22 protein-coding genes are annotated in these 21,018 nt (G+C 70.3%); 17 read left to right on the top strand and 5 right to left on the bottom strand.

The window, feature by feature from the left end; translation table 11 throughout:
- Positions 1-120: 120 nt before the first annotated feature.
- Positions 121-1,506, top strand: coding sequence for a pitrilysin family protein (locus H5368_RS05775; RefSeq protein WP_182822266.1), 1,386 nt, complete (start codon positions 121-123; stop codon positions 1,504-1,506).
- Between the two features lie 10 nt (positions 1,507-1,516).
- Positions 1,517-2,932 carry a pitrilysin family protein gene (locus tag H5368_RS05770; RefSeq protein WP_220486504.1) on the top strand — a complete coding sequence of 472 codons (1,416 nt, stop codon included), beginning with the start codon at positions 1,517-1,519 and terminating at the stop codon, positions 2,930-2,932.
- Between the two features lie 33 nt (positions 2,933-2,965).
- On the opposite strand, the gene H5368_RS05765 is transcribed toward H5368_RS05770, so the two are convergent.
- Positions 2,966-3,838 carry a bile acid:sodium symporter family protein gene (locus H5368_RS05765; protein WP_182822264.1) on the bottom strand — a complete coding sequence of 291 codons (873 nt, stop codon included), beginning with the start codon at positions 3,836-3,838 and terminating at the stop codon, positions 2,966-2,968.
- A gap of 181 nt (positions 3,839-4,019) precedes the next feature.
- On the opposite strand from H5368_RS05765, the gene H5368_RS05760 reads away from it, so the two are divergent.
- The gene (locus H5368_RS05760) at positions 4,020-5,114 is read left to right on the top strand and encodes an acyltransferase (RefSeq protein ID WP_182822262.1); all 1,095 of its coding nucleotides are present in this window, start codon (positions 4,020-4,022) and stop codon (positions 5,112-5,114) included.
- Between the two features lie 12 nt (positions 5,115-5,126).
- Here H5368_RS05760 and H5368_RS05755 read toward each other — a convergent pair whose 3' ends face one another.
- Together H5368_RS05755 and H5368_RS05750 are read right to left on the bottom strand one after the other, a co-directional pair.
- Entirely contained in the window at positions 5,127-5,786 is a 660-nt protein-coding gene (locus H5368_RS05755) for a C40 family peptidase (protein WP_223878020.1), read from the bottom strand.
- A 109-nt stretch (positions 5,787-5,895) separates the two neighbouring features.
- The gene (locus H5368_RS05750; protein ID WP_182823795.1) at positions 5,896-6,477 is read right to left on the bottom strand and encodes a C40 family peptidase; all 582 of its coding nucleotides are present in this window, start codon (positions 6,475-6,477) and stop codon (positions 5,896-5,898) included.
- Between the two features lie 61 nt (positions 6,478-6,538).
- On the opposite strand from H5368_RS05750, the gene H5368_RS05745 reads away from it, so the two are divergent.
- The 5 genes from H5368_RS05745 to H5368_RS05725 all read left to right on the top strand — a co-directional run bounded on the left by H5368_RS05745 (position 6,539) and on the right by H5368_RS05725 (position 10,997).
- Positions 6,539-7,021, top strand: a complete 483-nt coding sequence (locus H5368_RS05745) for a peptidylprolyl isomerase (RefSeq protein ID WP_182822260.1) — start codon at positions 6,539-6,541, stop codon at positions 7,019-7,021.
- Between the two features lie 28 nt (positions 7,022-7,049).
- On the top strand, positions 7,050-8,300 hold the full coding sequence (locus H5368_RS05740) for an FAD-dependent oxidoreductase (RefSeq protein ID WP_182822258.1): 1,251 nt from the start codon (positions 7,050-7,052) through the stop codon (positions 8,298-8,300).
- On the top strand, positions 8,297-9,655 hold the full coding sequence (gene gorA / locus H5368_RS05735; RefSeq protein ID WP_182822256.1) for a glutathione-disulfide reductase: 1,359 nt from the start codon (positions 8,297-8,299) through the stop codon (positions 9,653-9,655). The genes H5368_RS05740 and gorA overlap by 4 nt, the downstream gene beginning before the upstream one ends.
- Positions 9,652-10,428 carry an N-formylglutamate deformylase gene (hutG, locus tag H5368_RS05730; RefSeq protein ID WP_182822254.1) on the top strand — a complete coding sequence of 259 codons (777 nt, stop codon included), beginning with the start codon at positions 9,652-9,654 and terminating at the stop codon, positions 10,426-10,428. The genes gorA and hutG overlap by 4 nt, the downstream gene beginning before the upstream one ends.
- A gap of 86 nt (positions 10,429-10,514) precedes the next feature.
- Complete coding sequence (locus H5368_RS05725; RefSeq protein ID WP_182822252.1) at positions 10,515-10,997, top strand: hypothetical protein; 483 nt, start codon at positions 10,515-10,517, stop codon at positions 10,995-10,997.
- A 38-nt stretch (positions 10,998-11,035) separates the two neighbouring features.
- Here the strand turns inward: H5368_RS05725 and parE are convergent, their stop codons facing one another.
- Positions 11,036-12,925 (bottom strand): DNA topoisomerase IV subunit B, encoded by a 1,890-nt coding sequence (parE, locus tag H5368_RS05720; protein WP_182822250.1) that lies wholly within the window; start codon positions 12,923-12,925, stop codon positions 11,036-11,038.
- Between the two features lie 149 nt (positions 12,926-13,074).
- Between parE and H5368_RS05715 the strand changes: the two genes are divergently transcribed.
- From H5368_RS05715 to H5368_RS05675, 9 genes are all read left to right on the top strand, one after another.
- Positions 13,075-13,563 carry a globin gene (locus H5368_RS05715; protein WP_182822248.1) on the top strand — a complete coding sequence of 163 codons (489 nt, stop codon included), beginning with the start codon at positions 13,075-13,077 and terminating at the stop codon, positions 13,561-13,563.
- Between the two features lie 90 nt (positions 13,564-13,653).
- Positions 13,654-15,318 (top strand): CTP synthase, encoded by a 1,665-nt coding sequence (locus H5368_RS05710; protein WP_182822246.1) that lies wholly within the window; start codon positions 13,654-13,656, stop codon positions 15,316-15,318.
- Positions 15,319-15,346: 28 nt separating this feature from the next.
- Positions 15,347-16,180 (top strand): 3-deoxy-8-phosphooctulonate synthase, encoded by an 834-nt coding sequence (gene kdsA, locus H5368_RS05705; RefSeq protein WP_182822244.1) that lies wholly within the window; start codon positions 15,347-15,349, stop codon positions 16,178-16,180.
- Between the two features lie 61 nt (positions 16,181-16,241).
- Positions 16,242-17,528: a phosphopyruvate hydratase gene (gene eno / locus H5368_RS05700; RefSeq protein WP_182822242.1), complete on the top strand. Its 1,287-nt coding sequence runs from the start codon at positions 16,242-16,244 to the stop codon at positions 17,526-17,528.
- 10 nt (positions 17,529-17,538) lie between these two features.
- A complete protein-coding gene (ftsB, locus tag H5368_RS05695) occupies positions 17,539-17,862 on the top strand; it encodes a cell division protein FtsB (RefSeq protein WP_182822239.1) in 324 nt (107 codons plus the stop codon).
- Positions 17,859-18,560, top strand: coding sequence for a 2-C-methyl-D-erythritol 4-phosphate cytidylyltransferase (gene ispD / locus H5368_RS05690; RefSeq protein WP_182822237.1), 702 nt, complete (start codon positions 17,859-17,861; stop codon positions 18,558-18,560). Before ftsB ends, ispD begins: the two co-directional genes overlap by 4 nt.
- Positions 18,557-19,036 (top strand): 2-C-methyl-D-erythritol 2,4-cyclodiphosphate synthase, encoded by a 480-nt coding sequence (ispF, locus tag H5368_RS05685; RefSeq protein ID WP_182822235.1) that lies wholly within the window; start codon positions 18,557-18,559, stop codon positions 19,034-19,036. Before ispD ends, ispF begins: the two co-directional genes overlap by 4 nt.
- The gene (gene truD, locus H5368_RS05680) at positions 19,033-20,088 is read left to right on the top strand and encodes a tRNA pseudouridine(13) synthase TruD (RefSeq protein WP_182822233.1); all 1,056 of its coding nucleotides are present in this window, start codon (positions 19,033-19,035) and stop codon (positions 20,086-20,088) included. Before ispF ends, truD begins: the two co-directional genes overlap by 4 nt.
- A 105-nt stretch (positions 20,089-20,193) precedes the next feature.
- Complete coding sequence (locus tag H5368_RS05675; RefSeq protein WP_182822231.1) at positions 20,194-20,433, top strand: hypothetical protein; 240 nt, start codon at positions 20,194-20,196, stop codon at positions 20,431-20,433.
- A gap of 1 nt (position 20,434) precedes the next feature.
- On the opposite strand, the gene H5368_RS05670 is transcribed toward H5368_RS05675, so the two are convergent.
- Positions 20,435-21,004, bottom strand: coding sequence for a Smr/MutS family protein (locus H5368_RS05670; RefSeq protein ID WP_182822229.1), 570 nt, complete (start codon positions 21,002-21,004; stop codon positions 20,435-20,437).
- Between the last annotated feature and the right edge of the window lie 14 nt (positions 21,005-21,018).

Genomic DNA, 21,018 nt, shown 5'->3' with positions numbered 1-21,018 from the left:
TTGCCAGTATCGTCGTTCGCGCCGCATGTGCACGCGCACGCAGCCATGACTTCTGGCCGGCAGCGGCCGCTTGGCCAGGCGGTATGGTGTGACGCTGTCCACAGAGACAACGGGGAACCTATGAAGCTGCACAAGCACATGGCATGGCTGTCGACGCTGCTGTTCGTGGCGCCGGCCTTCGCCGCCGACACCGACCGCTGGGACATCCCGGTGGCCACCAAGAAGCTCGACAACGGCCTCACCGTCGTCGTCTCCGAGGACCGCAGCGCGCCGGTGGTGGGGGTGAGCGTGGTGTACGGCATCGGCATGCGCCTGGAACCGCGCAACCGCACCGGCTTCGCGCACCTGTTCGAGCATCTGATGTTCGAGGGTTCGGTCAATGCGCCTGAAGGCGTGTTCGACCGCGTGATCACCGGCGGCGGCGGGCGCAACAACGGCTCCACCCGCGCCGACTTCACCAACTACATCGAGATCGCGCCGTCGTCGGCGATCGAGCCGATCCTGTGGCTCGAGGCCGACCGCATGCGCCTGCTCGATTTCAGCGAGAGCACGCTGAAGAACCAGCAGGACGTGGTGAAGGAGGAGATCCGCAACAACGTGCAGAACCAGCCCTATGGCGGCTTCATGTGGATCGACATCGGCCAGCACGCGTTCCAGAAGTGGGAGAACAACCACGACGGCTACGGCAGCTTCGAGGACCTGGAAAACGCCGACCTCGACGACGTGAAGGCCTTCCACCGCGACTACTACGGCCCCAACAACGCGATCCTGTCGCTGGCCGGCGACATCTCGCCGGCCGAAGGATTCGCGCTCGCCGAGAAGTACTTCGGCGACATCGCCGCGCGCCCGACGCCGCCGGCGCCGGACTTCAGCGAAGGCCTGAACACGCAGGAAAAGCGCCTGCAGCAGGGCGACAAGCTGGCGCAGGTGCCGGCGATCGCGGCGGCGTGGAAGATGCCCGACCGCGGCAGCGCGGACCAGGCGCCGATGGCGGTGCTCGGCGCGCTGCTGGCCAACGGCGACGCCTCGCGCCTGTACCAGGGCTTGGTGAAGGGCCGCGAGCTGGCGCTCAACGTCGACTCGCTGTACGGACTGACCAGCGAGTGGGAGTACGACGGCCCGACGCTGTTCACCGTGTTCGCGCTGTACAAGCCGACCACGTCCGCCGACGAGGTGCTGGCGGCGATCGACGCGGAGATCGCCACGGTGGTTGCCGACGGCGTCGACGACGCGACGCTCGCGCGCGTCAAGACCGGCATGCTGGCCGACTGGTACGACGGCATGGAATCGTTCCTGTCGCGCGCCGACAACCTGGCCAAGCTGCAGCTCCTGTGGGGCGATGCCGCGGTCGCGAACCGCATCCCCGGCTGGATCGAGGCTGTGACCTCGGCCGACATCCAGCGCGCCGCGCGCACCTACCTGACGCAGGCCAACCGCACCGTCATCGACCGCAAGCCGGAGGCGATGCTGCAGGCGCCCGCAGCTGCCGCCGCTGGCCAGGATTGAGGACACCACCATGACCATGTTCAAGCACACGCTCCTCGCGCTGGCCGTATCCGCGGTCGCCGCCGGCGCCGCGGTCGCCGGCCCCGCCGACCTGCCCAAGGACCTGCCGCCGTACGCGGCCGACAAGCCGCTGCCGATCCCGGAGATCGAGCGCATGACGCTGGCCAACGGGCTGGAGGTCTGGGTGGTGCCGCGCGACGGCGTGCCGCGCGTCGATTTCGTGCTCGCGATGCGCAACGCCGGCCTCGCCGCCGATGCCAGGGACATGCCGGGTTTCGCAACGCTGTTCACCGGCCTGCTCAGCGAGGGCACCGCCAAGCGCAGCTCGCGCGAGATCGCCGAGTTCGCGCAGGGCCAGGGCGGCGCGATCGGCGCCGCGGCCAGCAACGACGGCGCGATGGTGTTCGCCAACGCGCTTGCCGCCAACGCCGGGCCAATGCTGTCGCTGCTCGCCGAGGTCGCGCGCACGCCGGCGTTTCCGGATGGCGAGGTCAAGCTGGCACAGGCCAACGCGCTGCAGGGACTGAAGGCGGCCGAGGCGCAGCCGGCGTTCAAGGCCAACCGCGCACTGCTGGCCGCGACCTACGGCGACCATCCGTACGCGCGCACGCAGCAGACCGAAGCCTCGATCAACGCGGTGACGCCCGAGGGCCTGCGCAAGGAGCATGCGCGGCGCTTCCATCCCGATCGTGCCCTGCTTGTGGTGACCGGGCGCATCGCCCCGGAGGATGCCTTCCGCATGGCCGAACAGGCGTTCGGCGGCTGGAAGGCGGCGGGCGCAGACGTGGCCGACGTGCCGCCGGCGCCGCGCGAGGCGGTGGCGCAGCGCGTGCTGATCCAGCGCGACGGCAGCGTGCAGTCGACGTTGCGCCTGGGCAGCCCCGCGGTGGCGGCGACCGATGCCGACTACATCCCGCTGCAGCTGGCGGGCACCGTGCTGGGCGGCAGTTTCTCCAGCCGGGTGATGCAGAACCTGCGCGAAGAGAAGGGTTACACCTATGGCGCGCGTGCAGGCTTGAACGCGTCCGCCAAGGGTGGTTACGTGCAGGGCGGGGCGGATGTGCGCAACGAGGTCACCGGCGCAGCCCTCACCGAGTTCTTCGGCGAGTACGCGCGGATCGGCAAGGAGCCGGTGCCGACGGTGGAGCTCGACGACACCAAGCGCTACGTGGCGGGCGGCTACCTGATCGCCAACCAGATGCAGGCGGCGGTCGCGCAGACGCTGGCCGGCAACTGGCTGCTCGGCCTGCCGCCGGAGTACCTGGGCGAATACGTGCCCAGGGTGCGCGCGGTGACAGCCGCACAGGTGCAGGCGATGGCGGCGAAGTACTTCACGCCGGAACGGCAGTCGATCATCGTGGTCGGCGACGGTGGCGCGGTTTCGGAGCAGTTGGCTCCGTGGGGCGCGTTCAGGGCTGCGGAATAGCGCGCGGACGGGGGCAACCCGGCGGGTTGTCCCTTACGCGTTGACCGGCACCGCGCGCGGCCGCTTGAGCCAGATGGCGAAGGCCGCCGCGGTGAAGAACATCACCAGGCTGTAGACCGCCGCCGGGATCGACATCGCCGGGTTGCCGAGCACGTTGAGCGCGATGTAGATCGCCAGGGTGCCGTTGTGGATGCCGATCTCCATGGCGATCGCGATCGCCTGCGGGCGCGGCAGGCGGAGCGCCAGCGGCGCCGCATAGCCGATGCCCATGCTGGCCAGGTTGAACAGCAGGCAGGCCAGCCCGGCCACGGCGAAGTAGGCCACCAGCACCTCGCGCGACTGCGCCACGGCGGCGACGATCAGCAGCGCCAGCACCAGCACCGACAGCATGCGCAGCGGCTTTTCCGACGACGCCGCGAAGCGTGGTGCGAAGCGGCGGATCAGCATCCCCAGCGCCACCGGCAGCACGATGATCACCGCGACCTCGACGATCTTGCGCACCGGCGGCGGCACGTACTGTCCGGAACCCATGAAGTGCTGCAGCGACAGGTCGAGGATCAGCGGCAGGGTCAGCAGGCACAGCAGGCTGTTGATGGCGGTCAGGGTGATGTTGAGCGCGACGTCGCCGCGCGCCAGGTGGCTGTAGATGTTGGCGGTGGCGCCGCCGGGTGACGCCGCCAGCAGCATCAGGCCCGCCGCGAGCTCCGCCGGCAGCCGGAAGGCCAGGGCGAGGCCGAACGCGATCCATGGCAGCACCAGCACCTGCAGCGTGAGCCCGGTGAGCACCGCCCGCGGGTAGCGCGCCACCCGCCGGAAATCGTCCGGGGTGAGCGCAAGGCCGAGGCCCAGCATGATCACGCCCAGTGCAAGCGGCAGCAGCACGGTGGTCAGCAGCGTCGATTCCATGCATCCCGTCCCGTTGTCGCCCCGCCCCGCGGGGCACGCCGCAGCATCGCCGCTCGGACCGCCGCGCGCAACGCGCCGCAGCGAAGGCGCGGTCCCCACCGGCGCGCTTGGCCTCGGCTGCCGGCGACCCGCGTTGCTTCATCGAGGGCCGGCCCGTTGCCGGAGCGCGGAAGCTCCCCCCATGTCGCACGGCCGGGTGAACGAGATCGACCTGCTGCGGTTTGCCGCCGCACTCGCGGTGGTGTTCTTCCACTACGCGTTTCGCGGCATCGCCGCCGACGACCTGGCGCTCATGGGTTACCCGGCGCTGGCGCCGGCGGCACGCTACGGATTCCTCGGTGTCCAGCTGTTCTTCATGATCAGCGGTTTCGTCATCCTGATGACAGCGGCGCGGGGCAGCCTGCGCGCGTTCGTCGTCTCGCGCGTGGTGCGCCTGTATCCGGCGTTCTGGGCCTGCTGCACCATCACCTTCCTGGCGATCCTGGCGATCGGCGGCACGCGCTTCAGCGCGACGTTCGGGCAGTACCTGGCCAACATGACCATGATGAGCGAGTTCATCGGCGTCGAATCGATCGACGGGGTGTACTGGTCGCTGTTCGTGGAGATCCGCTTCTACGCGATGGTCGCGCTGCTGCTGGTCCTGGGCCGCATCCGCCAGGCACCGGCATTCATGGTGGGCTGGCTGCTGGTGGCGCTGGCGCTGACCCTGGTGCCTGTCGACGGCCCCCGCCGCTGGCTGGCGGTCGACTCGGCAGCCTATTTCGTGGCGGGCGCGGCGTGCTACCTGGTGTGGTCGGACGGGCTCTCGCGCGGGCGGGTGGCGATGCTGCTGGCGTCATGGGCGCTGGCGGTGTACCAGGCCATCCGCTGGGTGCCCCGGTTCGACGCGCATTACCGGACCACGCTGGACCTGGCGGTGGTGGCCGCCATCATCACTGCGTTCTTCGTGGTCATGGTGCTGGTTTCGCTGCGCCTGACCGGCGCGTTCGGCGCGCGGCGCTGGGTGGCGCTCGGGGCGCTGACCTATCCGCTGTACCTGCTGCACCAGAACATCGGCTTCATGCTGTTCAACCTCGCCTGGCCCGCGAACCGGCATGTCGTGTTCTGGGGCACGCTGGCGCTGGTGCTGCTGGCGTCGCACGCGGTGCACGTGCTGGTCGAACGGCGCCAGGCGCCGCGGCTCAAGGCATGGGCCGAAGCCGCCTGGGACGGCGGCGCGCGGCTGGCGGGCAGGTTGCGGGCCCGTGCGCTGGCGAAACACCCCACGGCGCCGTGAGGCGCCGGCGGATCAGCCGTTGAGGCCCTCGACGCGACGCGCCTGCAGGAACTTGCCCGCCCAGTAGCCGTTGTCGAGGTTGGACACGGTGACGTCGCGCCCGGTGCGCGGCGCATGCACGAAGCGGCCGTCGCCCATGTAGATGCCGACGTGGTCGACGCGGCTGCCGCGGCGGCCGAAAAACACCAGGTCGCCGGCGGCCAGCGCGCCGCGCTCGACCTTCACGCCGTTGCCGGCCATTTCGCGCGACACGCGCGGCAGTTCGATGCCCAGCGCGGTGCGGAACACATAGCCCACCAGGCCCGAGCAGTCGAAGCCGGAGTCCGGCGAGGTGCCGCCCCAGCGGTAGGGCGTGCCGAGCAGGGTCATCGCGCGCTGCAGCAGGGTCTGCACCCGGCCGTGGGCGGCGGGTTCGCCGGCGGCCAGGGCGCCACTGCTCTCGATGAGCATGTTGACGTCGGCGGCCGAGAGCATGGCGCGCTCGGAGAGGATATCGGTGCCTGCCAGCGCCTGGCTGGTCGAAGGCGTGCGCTGCTGGTCGGCGGAATCGCCTGCGAGCATGGGCGCGGAGAACGCCGGTGCGGCGGCGGCCAGGAGCAAACCGGAGAGGAGGAAGCGGTACGCCCGGAGGGCGCAGCGCGGCTCGAGATATGTCTTGGCTGGTTTCGTCACGCGGCTTTCACTTGTGTCAGCAGGGCGTGATGGTGCCGGATGCCAGCCGGCAGGATGTTAAGGACTTGTCAGCGCGGTTCAGTGAAGTGTGTGATTTGGTTCACAAATTTCACTGCAGGACCCGCCTGGAGCCACTGTAGTGGCTGCGCCAGTAGCTGCCGTCCAGGTGGTCGAGGCGGACGGTTCCGCCGGTGCTGGGGGCATGCACGAAGCGGCCTTCCCCCACGTAGATGCCGACATGCGAGACGTTGCCGTTGCTGCCGAAGAACACCAGGTCGGCGGTCGCCAGGCGCTCGGGTGCGATCCGCGGTCCCTGGTACGCGGCGAGGTCGCGCGAGGTGCGCGGCAGCTTCAGGTCGAGCATGTCGCGATAGATGTAGTTGACCAGCCCGGAGCAGTCGAAGCCGCCTTCGGGCGTGTTGCCGCCATAGCGGTACGGGGTTCCGACCAGGCTGATGGCGCGCATCAGCACCGAATTGGCGGCCACCGGGTCGGCGGGCGTGACCTGCGGCCAGTCACGCCGCGCCACCGCGGCGGGGCGCTGTGGCACCACATCCCCGGTTTGGGGGGCGGGGCGGACGGCGTCGCGTCCGCAAGCGGTCGCCAGCAGCACGAGGACGAAGGCCGCGGCCGCGATTGGCGCACGGCGGGTCGAGACTGGATAATGTGCGGCACTGTTCACGGCCGGCATCTTGGCCGCCCCCCTGCATCCTGACAAGCGGCCGAGCGCCGCGCCTACGAGCCCCTTGCCCATGAAGATCGAGAAAGACCGCGTCGTCCGCTTCCACTACACCGTCTCCGAGGCTGGCCAGGCGCCGATCGAGAGTTCGAAGGACGGGGGGCAGCCGCTGGCGATCCTGGTCGGCCACGGCAACATCATCCCGGGCCTGGAGAAGGCCCTGGACGGCCGCGAGGCGGGCGAGTCGTTCTCGGTCGACGTGGCCGCCGCGGACGCCTATGGCGAGCGCACCGACGGACTGACCCAGCGCGTGCCCAAGAAGCACTTCAAGGACCAGCGGCTGGTCCCGGGCATGCAGGTGGTGCTGACCACCAACTTCGGCCCGCGCGCGGTCACCGTGCAGAAGGTCGGCATGAGCGTGGTCGACGTGGACCTCAACCACCCGATGGCCGGCAAGGAGCTGCACTTCGAGGTCGAGATCATCGATGTCCGCGAGGCGCAGGCCGTCGAGATCGAACACGGCCACGTGCACGGCGACGGCGGCCACGACCACTGACCCGCCTCCCCGCATCGACACTCCGGCCATGGGAGAACGTGTCGATGTGGTGGTGGTCGGTGGCGGGGTCATCGGCCTGTGCACCGCGCTGTGCCTGGTCGAGGCCGGGCGCAGCGTGCGGGTGCTGGAAGCAGGCTCCGTCGGCAGCGGCAGCTCGCACGGGAACTGCGGCACCCTGACGCCCAGCCACGCCGGGCCACTGGCGGCGCCCGGCACCATCGCCAAGGCGATGCGCTGGATGTTGACGCCCGACGCGCCGTTCTACGTGGCGCCGCGTTTCGATCCCGGCCTGTGGCGCTGGCTGTTCGGCTTTGCGCGGCGCTGCAATGCGCGTGACTGGCGCAGCGCCATGGCGTCACGCGCGACCCTCCTCAACGCCTCGCGCGCCGCGTTCCCGGACTGGGTCGCGCGGCATGCGCCCGATGCCGAGTTCGCGGAGGAAGGCGCGGACTGCGTGTTCCGGACCCAGGCCGATTTCGACAGGGTGGCCGCGGAAATGCCGGCGCTGCACGCGCTGGGTATCGCCGCCGAGGCGGTGCCGGGCGCCGCGTACCTGCGCGCCAATCCGGCGTTCAGGGACGGCCTGTTCGCGGCGATCCGCTACCCGGGCGATGCGCGTCTGCGGCCCGACCGCTACGTCAGCGGGCTGGCGGCATCGCTGCGCGGGCTGGGCGGCGTGATCGACGAAGGCTTCAAGGTGGACGGCGTCGTGCGCGAGGCCGATGGCGTGCGCGTGCGCGGCAGCGGGGGTGACGTGCTGGCCGGCGACGTGGTGTTCGCCACCGGCGCCTGGACGCCGACGCTGGTGAAATCCGCCGGCCTGGCCGCACTGCCGATGCAACCGGGCAAGGGCTATTCCATCACCTACACCCGCCCGCGGCTGGTGCCGCAGCGGCCGGTGATCCTGCACGAGCGCAGTGTCTGCGTTACGGTCTGGGACAGCGGCTTCCGCCTGGGCAGCACGATGGAATTCTCCGGTTACGACTCCACCCTCAACCGCCGCCGGCTCGACGCGCTCGAGCGCGGCGCGGCCGAATACCTGCACGAGCCGTTTGGCGCGGTGAAGCAGGAAGAATGGTGTGGCTGGCGGCCGCTGAGCGTGGACGACGTACCGATCATCGGCCGCGTGCCCGGGCAGGCGCATGTCTGGGTCGCGACCGGCCACGGCATGCTGGGCGTGAGCATGAGCCCGGCGACCGGCCAGCTGCTGGCCGACCTGGTATGCGGCAGGTCGCCGCGCATCGATCCAGCGCCGTACTCGCCGGCGCGCTTCCCATGAGCGCCGGCGCGCTGGGCTTCGACCTGATTGTCATCGGCGGCGGGTCCGGTGGCCTCGCCGCGGCCTTCCGGGCGGCAAGCCACGGTGCGCGCGTGGCCCTGCTGGAGCCGGGCGAGTTCGGCGGCACCTGCGTCAACCTCGGCTGCGTGCCGAAGAAGGCGATGTGGCTGGCCGCGGACCTGGTCGGTCGCATCGGCCTCGCCCCGGGGCTGGGGCTACCCGTGGCGCCGGTGGCGGTGGACTGGCCAACGCTGGTGGCCAGCCGCCAGGGCTACATCGCCAACATCCACGCGAGTTACCGCCGCCGCCTGGACGAGGCGGGGGTCGTGAGTCTTCCGGTGCGCGGGCGGCTCGCCGGCGGCGGCGTGGTCGAATGCGCCGACGGCGCACGGCTGCGTGCCCCGCACATCCTGCTGGCCACCGGCGGGCGGCCACGGCGGCCGGACATTCCCGGCGCCGGGCTTGGCCTGGATTCCGACGATTTCTTCGCGTTCACCGCGGCGCCCGGCCGGGTGGCGGTGATCGGCGGCGGCTACATCGGCGTGGAACTGGCGTCTTTGCTGCAGTCGCTCGGCAGCCAGGTGGAGGTGTTCGTGCGCGGCGAGCGGCTGCTCACGGCCTTTGACGAAGACGTCACCGCGCGGCTGCAGGCGAACCTGCACCAGGATGGCATCGCGCTGCATTTCGGCTATCGGCTGGCGGCGCTGGAACAGGACGGCGAAGGCGTGCGCCTGCGCGAGGCAGCTGGCGATGCCGGCACGCCCTTCGACGCGGTGATCTTCGCCACCGGCCGCGCGCCGGACGTCGCCGACCTCGGGCTGGAGGCCGCGGGCGTTGCGATCGACAAGGGCGGCAACGTGGTCGTCGATGCGTTCCAGGACACCAGCGCCGACGGCGTGCATGCCGTGGGCGATGTCACCGGCCGCCTGGCGCTCACGCCGGTCGCCATCGCCGAGGCACGCCGCCTGATGGACCGCCTGTTCGGTGGCCAGCCGGACGCCCGCGTCGACCACGACAACGTCGCGACCGTGGTGTTCTCGCACCCCCCGCTGGGCAAGGTCGGGCTGACCGAGGCCGAGGCACGCGAGCGCTTCGGCGAGGATGTCACCGTGCACTGCACGACGTTCCGGCCGATGCTGCACGCACTGGCCGAGGTGCAGCGCCACAGCATGTTCAAACTGGTCTGCGCCGGGCCGGACAAACGCGTGGTCGGCCTGCACCTGGTGGGCGAAGCCGTCGACGAGATCCTGCAGGGTTTCGCGGTCGCGGTGAAGATGGGCGCAACGCTCGCCGACCTGCACGACACGATGGCCATCCACCCCACCAGTGCCGAGGAAATCGTGCTGCTGCGATGAACACCTTCACCCTGCACCGTGGCACCGCGCCGCTCCTGGTCAGCCTGCCGCATGACGGCACGCAGGTGCCGGACGCCATCATGGCGCGCCTCACCGCCAGCGCCCGGCGCGTGCCGGACACCGACTGGCACGTCGCGCGGCTCTACGGCTTCGCGCGCGAACTCGGCGCATCGCTGCTGGTGCCGACGCAGTCGCGCTACGTGGTCGACCTCAACCGCGGCGAGGACGATGTGTCGCTGTATCCCGGGCAGAACACCACGGGGCTCTGCCCGGTGCGCCAGTTCGACGGCAGCCCGGTGTACCTCGAGGGCATGGAGCCGGGGCCGGACGAGGTGCGCGAACGCGTGGAGCGTTACTGGCTTCCCTACCACCTGGCCCTGCGCGCCGAGCTCGATCGCCTGCACGCAACCCACGGCCGCGTGGTGCTGTGGGAAGCGCACTCGATCCGCGGCCAGCTGCCGTTCCTGTTCGAGGGCCTGCTGCCCGACCTCAACCTGGGCACCGCCGGCGGCGCGAGCTGCTCGCCCGAACTGCAGCAACGCCTGGGCCTGGCGCTGGCCGGGCAGGGCGACTATGGCTGGGTGGCCAACGGCCGCTTCAAGGGCGGGCACATCACCCGCCACTACGGCCGGCCGGAGCTCGGCGTGGATGCCGTGCAGCTCGAGGTCAGCCAGCGCTGCTACATGGATGAAGCGACGCACGAATGGAGCCCCGGTGCCGCCGAGCGCCTGCAGGGCCTGCTCCGCAGCCTGTTGCAGACCTGCCTGGAGTAAGGGCGGCGCCCCGCAGGCTGGCCGACCCGATGCGTTCACGGCGTTTCCATCCAGACCCGATCCGGGGTAGGACGAGGAGCGATTTCATGAAGGCATGGATCCTGGCGGTTGCCACGGCCACCGGAGCCGCCGCGCTGGGCGGCATGGCGCCCACCGCGGCCGCGGAATACCAGACGCCGGCGGCGGGCGCGTGCAAGAGCGCCTTGCCGGTGTTCGACGGCAATATCCGCAGCAGGCCACGCGGGGTCCAGAACGAAGGATCCACCAATGCGTTCGTCAGCTGTGCGCAGCAGAGCGACTTCGACGACAGCCCGACCGAGGTGAGCCTGTTCCTGTTGAACGTGGGGGCCTCTGCCGCAAGCGTGAGCTGCACCCTTGTGGTCGGCGCCACGGTCCCGCTGTTCTTCACTGAAACGATCGAAGTGCCTGCCAACAGCTACGGGACGTGGCTGGTGTTCGACAGTCCCGCCGCGAACGCATGGGACAGCAGGGCGATCGCCTACAGCTGCGAACTGCCCCCCGGCGCCGGCATCAGCCGGGTGGTGCTGACGGTCCAGGATCCGGTCTGACCGCTGCGCGGAGCGGCGGCTGGCGGCCGCCGCGCCCGTCAGACCTCCAGCGTCGCCAGGTCGCCCTTGTCTTCCAGCCAGGCCTTGCGGTCGCCGGCGCGCTTCTTGCCCAGCAGCATGTCCATCAGCGCGGACGTGCCGTCCTCGTCATCGACGGTCAGCTGCACCAGGCGCCGGGTGTCCGGGTGCACGGTGGATTCGCGCAGTTGTGACGGGTTCATTTCGCCCAGGCCCTTGAAGCGGGTCACGTTGACCGCGCCCTTCATCTTCTCGCGCGCGATCTTCTCCAGCAGCAGGCGCTTCTCCTCCTCGTCGAGCGCGTAGAACACCTGCTTGCCCACGTCCACGCGGAACAGCGGCGGCATGGCCACGAAGATGTGGCCGGCGTCGACAAGTGCCGGGAAGTGCTTCAGGAACAGCGCGGTCAGCAGCGTGGCGATGTGCAGGCCGTCGGAGTCGGCGTCGGCCAGGATCACCACCTTGCCGTAGCGCAGGCCGCTGATGTCGTCCTTGCCCGGGTCGCAGCCGATGGCGATGGCCAGGTTGTGCACTTCGTCCGAGGCCAGCACGCTGCCCGACGCGACTTCCCAGGTGTTGAGGATCTTGCCGCGCAGCGGCAGGATCGCCTGGAAATCGCGGTCGCGCGCCTGCTTGGCGCTGCCGCCGGCGGAGTCGCCCTCGACCAGGAACAGCTCGGTGCGCGACAGGTCCTGGCTGATGCAGTCGGCGAGCTTGCCGGGCAGCGCGGGACCCTGGGTGATCTTCTTGCGGACGATCTGCTTTTCGGTCTTCAGCCGCGCGCTGGCGCGTTCGATGGCCAGCTGCGCGATGCGCTCGCCCAGCTCCACGTGCTGGTTGAGCCACAGCGTGAACGCGTCGTGCGCGGCGCCTTCGATGAAGCCCGCGGCTTGGCGCGACGACAGCCGCTCCTTGGTCTGGCCGCTGAACTGCGGGTCGGTCATCTTCAGGCTGAGCACATACGACACCCGGTCCCAGACGTCTTCGGGCGCCAGCTTCACGCCGCGCGGCAGCAGGTTGCGGAAGTCGCAGAAGCCGCGCAAGGCATCGGTGAAACCGGTGCGCAGGCCGTTGACGTGGGTGCCGTGCTGCGCGGTGGGGATCAGGTTGACGTAGCTCTCCTGCACAAGCTCGCCGTCCGGCACCCAGGCCACGGCCCAGTCGACGATCTCGGTGTCCTTGCGCAGGCTGCCGAGGAACAGCTCCGGCGGCAGCAGTTCGCGGCCCTCGAGTTCTCCGGCGAGATAGTCGCGCAGGCCGTCGGCGTAGTGCCAGCGGTCGCGCTCGCCGGTGGCCTCGTCGAACAGGGTGACGGTCAGGCCCGGGCACAGCACCGCCTTGGCGCGCAGCAGGTGGCGCAGCGCGCGCAGGCTGAATTTCGGCGTGTCGAAATACTTCGGGTCCGGCCAGAAACGCAGCCGCGTACCGGTGTTGCGCTTGCCGACGGTGCCGGTGATCTCCAGCCCGCTGGCGCGGTCGCCATCGCGGAAGCCCATGCGGTATTCGTTGCCATCGCGCTTGATGTGGACCTCGAGCACGGTGGACAGCGCATTGACCACGCTGACGCCCACGCCGTGCAGGCCGCCGGAGAAGGTGTAGTTCTTGCCGCTGAACTTGCCGCCGGCGTGCAGGCGCGTGAGGATCAGCTCGACGCCGGGGATCTTTTCTTCGGGGTGGATGTCCACCGGCATGCCGCGGCCGTCATCGGAGACCTCGCAGCTGCCGTCCTTGTAGAGGGTCACCTCGATCTCGCGCGCGTGCCCGGCGAGGGCCTCGTCGACCGCGTTGTCCACCACTTCCTGCGCCAGGTGGTTGGGGCGCGTGGTGTCGGTGTACATGCCGGGCCGGCGCTTGACCGGGTCCAGGCCGGACAGGACTTCGATATCGGCTGCGTCGTAGCGGGAACTCATGTGTGGGGCGGCCGGGAGGACAAGGGGGAGCCGGCCAGAATGGCGTTGCTGGCAGGACCGGTCAAGGCAGGCATTGACGCCGGTCAACAGACGCGCCGCGCGCGCGGGCGACCATCGCGCTCCCAACGCCACGCCACCCGGAGACCGCCATGAGTGCCGCCGACCCCTATGCCGACCTGCACCAGAGCTACGGCCGCTGCCTGCGCGACAAGGACTTCATCGGCCGCTTCTACGATGTGTTCCTGGCCAGCAACCCCGACGTGCCGCCGATGTTCGCGCACACCGACTTCAGCAAGCAGCGCATGGCCCTGCGCCGCGGCATCACCATGGCGATCTTCCACGCCGGTGGCAGCGCGGTGGTGGAGCGCGGGATCAACGAAATGGGCGCCGTGCACGCCAGCCACGGGCGCTGCCCGGTGCCGGTGGGGATGTACGAGGGCTGGATCGACAGCCTGCTGCAGGTGGTCGCGGACACCGACCCCGAAGCCGACGCGGCCCTGATGGCGCGCTGGCGGCAGGCGATGGGCGTGGTGATCGCGACCTTCAGGGCGCGCGACACCGCGGGCGCCGCGCCGGTCCCGGCACCGGCCGCCGGCCTGTTCGCGCGCGTGGTCCAGGGGCTGCGCGGCGCGCACTGAGTGGCGCCGCCCGCGGCCGCGGGCGCATGTCAACGGTCGCGGCGGTCACGGGCAACCGGTAGACTATGGCTTTCCTGCGGTAGCCACATCATGACTCCCCTGATTTTCGTCACCGGCGGCGTGGTGTCCTCGCTTGGCAAGGGCATCTCCGCGGCATCGCTGGCGGCCATCCTCGAAGCCCGCGGCCTGCGCGTGACGATGATGAAGCTGGATCCCTACATCAACGTCGACCCCGGCACGATGAGCCCGTTCCAGCACGGCGAGGTCTACGTGACCGACGACGGCGCCGAGACCGACCTCGACCTCGGCCACTACGAGCGCTTCGTCAACGTGCGCCTGTCGGGCAAGAACTCCATCACCACCGGCAAGATCTACGAGCACGTGATCCGCAAGGAGCGCCGCGGCGACTACCTGGGCGCCACCGTGCAGGTGATCCCGCACATCACCGACGAGATCAAGCGCTGCATCGACACCGCCACCCAGGGCTTCGACGTCGCCCTGGTGGAGATCGGCGGTACCGTGGGCGACATCGAGTCGCTGCCGTTCCTCGAGGCGATCCGCCAGATCCGCACCGAGCGTGGCCCCGACAAGGCGCTGTTCCTGCACCTGACGCTGGTGCCGTACATCGCCGCGGCCGGCGAGCTCAAGACCAAGCCCACCCAGCACTCGGTGAAGGAACTGCGCTCGATCGGCATCCAGCCCGACGTGCTGCTGTGCCGCAGCGAGCAGCCGCTGCCCGACAGCGAGCGCCGCAAGATCGCGCTGTTCACCAACGTGCCGGAAAAGGCCGTGATCTCGGTGATCGACCTCGACAACATCTACAAGATCCCGGCCTGGCAGCACGAGCAGGGCCTCGACCAGATCGTGCTCGAGCGCCTGCGCCTGGAAGGCAAGGCCACCCCCAGCCCGGACATGACCGAGTGGGACGCGGTGGTGGATGCCACCGAGCACCCGATCGACGAGGTGACCATCGCCGTGGTCGGCAAGTACGTCGACCACAAGGACGCCTACAAGTCCGTCGGCGAGGCGCTGCGGCACGGTGGCATCCGCCAGCGCACCCGGGTCACGCTCAAGTGGCTGGAATCGCAGGACATCGAGCGCGACGGCGCGGCGGCGGTGCTGGCCGGCGTCGATGGCGTACTGGTGCCGGGCGGCTTCGGCGACCGCGGTTTCGAAGGCAAGGTGCTGACCTCGCGGCATGCGCGCGAGACCGGCCTGCCGTATTTCGGCATCTGCTACGGCATGCAGGCCGCGGTGGTCGACGTGGCCCGCCACATGGCCGGCCTGGACGGCGCCAACAGCACCGAGAACGACCGCCAGACGCCGCACCCGGTGATCGGCCTGATCACCGAATGGCGCACCCAGGCGGGCGACGTGGAACGCCGCAGCGAAGACGGCGACCTCGGCGGCACCATGCGCCTGGGCCTGCAGGAGCAGCGGCTGAAGCCCGGCACCCTGGCACGCGCGCTGTACGGCAAGGACGTGGTGGCCGAACGCCACCGCCACCGCTACGAGTTCAACAACCGCTACCGCACGCAGCTCGAGGATGCGGGCCTGGTGGTTTCCGCGAAATCGATGGACGACCTGCTGGTGGAAATGGTGGAGCTGGCCGACCACCCGTGGTTCCTGGCCTGCCAGGCGCACCCCGAATTCCTGTCCACTCCACGCCACGGCCACCCGCTGTTCATCGGCTTCATCCGCGCCGCGCGCGAGCGCAAGGCCGGCGGCAAGCTGCTGAAAGAAGCGACGGCATGAGCATTTCCCGGCAAGAAAAGGCTTCTGCATGAAACTCTGTGGATTCGAAGTCGGCCTCGACCAGCCGTTTTTCCTGATCGCCGGGCCCTGCGTGATCGAGTCCGAGCAGCTGCAGCTCGACGTCGCCGGCAAGCTGAAGGACATCACCTCGGCGCTCGGCATCAACTTCATCTTCAAGTCCAGTTTCGACAAGGCCAACCGCACCTCGGGCACCGCGTTCCGCGGCCCGGGCATGGAAGAAGGCCTGCGCGTGCTGGCGGAGGTGAAGCGCCAGATCGGCGTGCCGGTGCTGACCGACGTGCACGAGTACACGCCGATGGATGAAGTGGCCAGCGTCGTCGACGTGCTGCAGACGCCCGCGTTCCTGGTGCGCCAGACCGACTTCATCACCAGGGTCTGCGCCGCCGGCAAACCGGTGAACATCAAGAAGGGCCAGTTCCTGTCGCCGTGGGACATGAAGCCCGTGGTCGAGAAGGCCAAGGCCACCGGCAACCACGACATCATGGTCTGCGAGCGCGGCGCGAGCTTCGGCTACAACAACCTGGTGAGCGACATGCGCTCGCTGGCGGTGATGCGCGACACCGGCTGCCCGGTGGTGTTCGACGCCACCCACTCGGTGCAGCTGCCCGGCGGGCAGGGCACCTCCAGCGGCGGCCAGCGCGAGTTCGTGCCGGTACTGGCCCGCGCCGCGGTCGCGGTCGGCGTGTCCGGCGTGTTCATGGAAACCCACCCCGACCCCGCCAAGGCCCTCAGCGACGGCCCCAACGCCTGGCCGCTCGACCGCATGCGCGCGCTGCTGGAAACCATGTGCGAGCTCGACGCCGTCACCAAGCGCGCCGGGTTCCTGGAAAGCGACCTCTGATCCATCGCCGGCGTCCGCCGGCTGCAATCGCACGACCCTTGTCCAACTACGACCGAGCCCCATGACCACGATCGCCAAAGTCCACGCCCGCGAGATCCTCGACAGCCGCGGCAATCCCACGCTCGAAGCCGAGGTCACGCTGGCCGATGGCAGCTTCGGGCGCGCGATGGTGCCCTCGGGCGCGTCCACCGGTACACGCGAGGCGGTGGAGCTGCGCGATGGCGACAAGACGCGCTACATGGGCAAGGGCGTGCGCAACGCGGTCGCCAACGTCAACGGCGCGATCGCCGAGGCGCTGCGCGGCGCGGATGCCTCCGACCAGGCTGGCGTGGACCGTCGCCTGATCGATCTTGACGGCACCGACAACAAGGGCCGCCTGGGCGCCAACGCGCTGCTCGGTGTGTCGATGGCCAACGCGCACGCCATGGCCGCCTCCCGCCGCGAGCCGCTGTGGAAGCTGCTCGCCGGCGACCGCGCGCCGGTGCTGCCGGTGCCGATGATGAACATCATCAACGGCGGTGCGCACGCCGACAACAACGTCGACCTGCAGGAATTCATGGTGCTGCCGGTGGGCTTCGACTCGTTCGCCGAGAGCCTGCGCGCCGGCACCGAGATCTTCCATGCGCTGAAGTCGGTGCTGAAGGGCCACGGCCTGAGCACGGCGGTGGGCGACGAGGGCGGGTTCGCACCCGACCTGCGCAGCAACGTGGAAGCGCTCGACACCATCCTCGAGGCGATCGGCAAGGCCGGCTACCGCGCCGGCGACGATGTGCTGCTCGGCCTCGACGTCGCGTCCAGCGAGTTCTACGACAACGGCAAGTACCACCTGGTGGGCGAGGGCAAGCGCCTGTCCAGCGAGCAGTTCACCGACTTCCTCGCCTCGTGGGCGGACCAGTACCCGATCATCACCATCGAGGACGGCATGGCCGAGGGCGACTGGGACGGCTGGAACCTGCTCACCCGCCGCCTCGGCGACCGCGTGCAGCTGGTCGGCGACGACCTCTTCGTCACCAACCCGCTGATCTTCCGCCAGGGCATCGAGTCGCAGACCGCCAATGCGATCCTGATCAAGGTCAACCAGATCGGCACGCTGACCGAAACGCTGGAAGCGATCGCCATGGCCGATGCCGCCAGCTACGCGGCGGTCGTCTCGCACCGCTCCGGCGAGACCGAGGACACCACCATCGCCGACATCGCCGTCGCCACCACCGCCACCCAGATCAAGACCGGTTCGCTGTGCCGCAGCGACCGCGTGGCGAAGTACAACCAGCTGCTGCGCATCGAGGAGTCGCTGGGCGCCGATGCGCGCTTCGCCGGCCGCGACGCCTTCGTCTCGCTGAAGCGCTGAGCCCGAAGCCATGCGCACGCTGCGGATCGTGCTGGTGCTGCTGGTCGCGCTGCTGGCGTGGCTGCAGTACCGGCTGTGGTTCGGCAGCGGTGGCAACCATGAAGTCGCCGCGCTGGTGGCGCAGGTCGAGCAACAGGCGCGGCAGAACGCCGGGCTGCACGAGCGCAACGAGGCGCTGGCCGCCGAGGTTGCCGACCTGAAGTCCGGCGAGGCGGCGATCGAGGAACGCGCGCGTGGCGAGCTCGGCATGATCCGCCCCGGCGAGACGTTCTATCGCGTCGTGGACCGCGCGCCGCCGCGCACGCGTGAACCCGAAGCCGGGGTCACGCCGTGACCTGGGCAGTGGTGCCCGCCGCCGGACGCGGCGCCCGCTTCGGCGGCGACCTGCCCAAGCAGTACCTGGACGTCGCCGGCGAGCCGCTGCTGGCGCACAGCCTGCGCGCGCTGTTCGCGCATCACGCGGTGGAGGGCGCGGTGGTGGCGCTGGCCGCCGACGACGCGCACTGGCCCGGATGGACCGATTTCGAAGGCCGGCCGCTGGTCACCTGCACCGGCGCCGATTCCCGGGCCGGATCGGTGCTGGCCGGCCTGGCCGCGTTGCCCGACACCGTGCGCCCGGATGCCTTCGTGCTGGTGCACGATGCCGCGCGCCCCAACCTGCGCCTGGCCGACCTGGATGCGCTGCTCGAGCGCGGCCGCGAGGATCCGGTGGGCGCCATTCTCGCCGCGCCGGTGCGCGACACGCTCAAGCGGGCTGGCGACGACGGCGGCATCGACGGCACCGAGCCGCGCGAGCGCCTGTGGCGCGCACAGACGCCACAACTGTTCCGGCGCCTGCAGCTGGGCCGCGCGCTGGAGGCGGTCGCCGCATCCGGCATCGAAGCCACCGACGAGAGCATGGCCATGGAGCGCCAGGGCCTGCGGCCGCTGCTGGTGGAGGGCGCCGACGACAACATCAAGGTGACCACGCCGGCCGACCTGGCCTACTTTGAATACCTGCTCGCGCTGCGCGCGCGCGGGGGCAGGGCGTGAGCGTGCGCATCGGCTTCGGTTATGACGTCCACGCCTTCGGCGACGGCGACCATGTGATGCTCGGCGGCGTGCGCGTGCCGCACGATCGTGGCCTGGTGGCGCACAGCGACGGCGACGTCATCCTGCACGCGCTTTGCGATGCGATCCTCGGCGCGCTGGCGCTCGGCGACATCGGCGTGCACTTCCCGCCTTCCGACGACCGCTGGAAGGGTGCCGACAGCCGCGTGCTGCTGCGTCATTGTGTGTCGCTGGCGGCCGCGCGCGGCTGGGTGGCCGGAAACATCGACGCCACGGTGATCTGCGAACGGCCCAAGGTCGGCCCGCATGCGCTGGCCATGCGCGAAGCCATCGCCGCCGACCTGGGCATCGCGCTGGACGCGGTGAGCGTGAAGGCCACCACCAGCGAGCAGCTCGGCTTCATCGGCCGTGGCGAGGGCATCGCCGCCCAGGTCGCCTGCCTGCTCGCCAGGGCATGAACGACGCGCCACCGCGCGCCCACGGGGCGCCCGTGCTGCGCGCCGCGATGCGCAGCGTTGCGGAGGATTTCGACGTCACCGAGCTGCACGGCTTCGAGGCCAGTGGCGCCGGCGAGCACCTGCTGCTGGGCATCGAGAAGCGCGGCATGAACACCGCCTACGTCGCGCAAAGACTTGCGGACTGGGCGGGCGTGGACATCGCCGCGATCGGCTACGCCGGGCTCAAGGACCGCCATGCGGTGACCCGGCAGCGCTTCACCGTGCACCTGCCGCGCAGGCAGGCGCCGGACATCGCCGCACTCGACTGGCAGGAACCGGAGAGCGGGCAATCACTGCGCGTCACCAGCCACGCCTGGCATTCGCGCAAGCTGCCGCGTGGCGCCCTGGCCGGCAACCGGTTCGTGCTGCGCCTGCGCGACGTGGACGGCGACCGTGCGGCGATCGGGGCGCGCCTGCAGGCGATTGCTGCGCGCGGCGTGCCCAACTATTTCGGCGAGCAGCGCTTCGGCCATGGCGGCGGCAATGTCGACAAGGCGCTGCGCATGTTCGTCGGCCAGCGCGTGCGCCGCGACGAGCGCACCCTGCTGCTGTCAGCGGCGCGCTCTGCGCTGTTCAATCGCGTGCTGGCCACGCGCGTCGCGGCGGCAAGCTGGGACCGCGGGCTGGAGGGCGAGGCCTGGATGCTGGACGGCAGCCGCAGCGTGTTCGGTCCGCTGCCGTGGGACCCCACCCTGGCCGCGCGGCTGGCCGACTTCGACATCCATCCCAGCGCGTCGCTGTGGGGACGCGGCGAACTGCGCAGCGAGGGCGAGGCGCGTGCGGTCGAACTGGCGGCGCTCGAGGATGGCGAAAGCCTGGCGCTTCGTTCCGGACTGGAGGCCGCCGGGCTGAAACAGGAGCGGCGCGCAACGCGCCTGCGACCGGGCGGCCTGGCCTGGCAGGACCGGGGCGACGACGGCCTCGAGCTGCGGTTCGACCTGCCGCCGGGCACCTATGCCACCACGGTGCTTGCCGAACTGGGCGTGGTCGACGACGCCAGCCGGCGCGGCTGAGCCGTCCGTCGGAAACCGCCGGTTGGCACTGGCTGGGCCCGGATGGCGGGTATACACCGGTCCTGCACGCCGCCACCCGGCGGCGCGCAGCGACGGGAGACAGTCATGAACATCTGCCTTCGGAGCGGGCTTGGCGCGTTGGCGCTCCTCGCACTCGCGGGATGCGCAAGCGGCGGTGGTGTTGCCTCGTACCCCGCCGACCGGAACAGCAGCCCTTCGGCCGATCACAGCGGCATCGACCACGAATACGTCTCGGCGGTGGAGCGCCAGGCCCAGAGGAACGGGGCGTTCGTGCAATGGATCAATCCACCGCGCGAACGTGCCCTGGCCAGCGTATCGCCCTGACTCAGCGCTTCGCCAGCAGCACCAGCACCGCGCCGGTGCCGCCCTGCGCGGCAGGCGCGGAATGGAACGCCAGCACGTCCGCGCGCTGGCGGAGGATCCGGTCGACCACGTTCTTCAACACCGGCAGGCTGTCGCTGGAATTGAGTCCCTTGCCGTGCACCACGCGCACGCAGCCGAAGCCGGCGTCGCGTGCCTCCGCAAGGAAGCGCCGCAGCATCGTTTCGGCCGTGGCGGCGTCACTGTGATGCAGGTCGAGTTCGTCCTGGGCGGCGTACTGCCCCTGTGACAGGCGTCTGAGCGTCCGCGGCGGCACCTGGTCGCGGCGGTACGAGAGCGCGTCACCACGGTCCAGCATGAACCCCTCGCCGCGACCAAGGCGGAAGTCCTCGCGCGCCTGGGCCTCGTCCTGCTCCGCCATGCGCGCGCGCGGACGCGGGCGCGGCCTGGCCGGAGGCAGCGGCGCACCCGGCAACTCGCGCACGTTGCCGATCGCCGCGCGGAACAGCGCGGCATCGTCGACGAGGCTCGGGTCGTCTGGCGGCGGGGTGTCGGGTCGCTGTCGCTTGGCCATGGCGGAAGCGTAAC

This window comes from Luteimonas sp. MC1782 (assembly GCF_014164605.1).
Lineage (GTDB): Bacteria > Pseudomonadota > Gammaproteobacteria > Xanthomonadales > Xanthomonadaceae > Luteimonas.
This window is presented reverse-complemented; position numbering and strand designations above follow the sequence as displayed.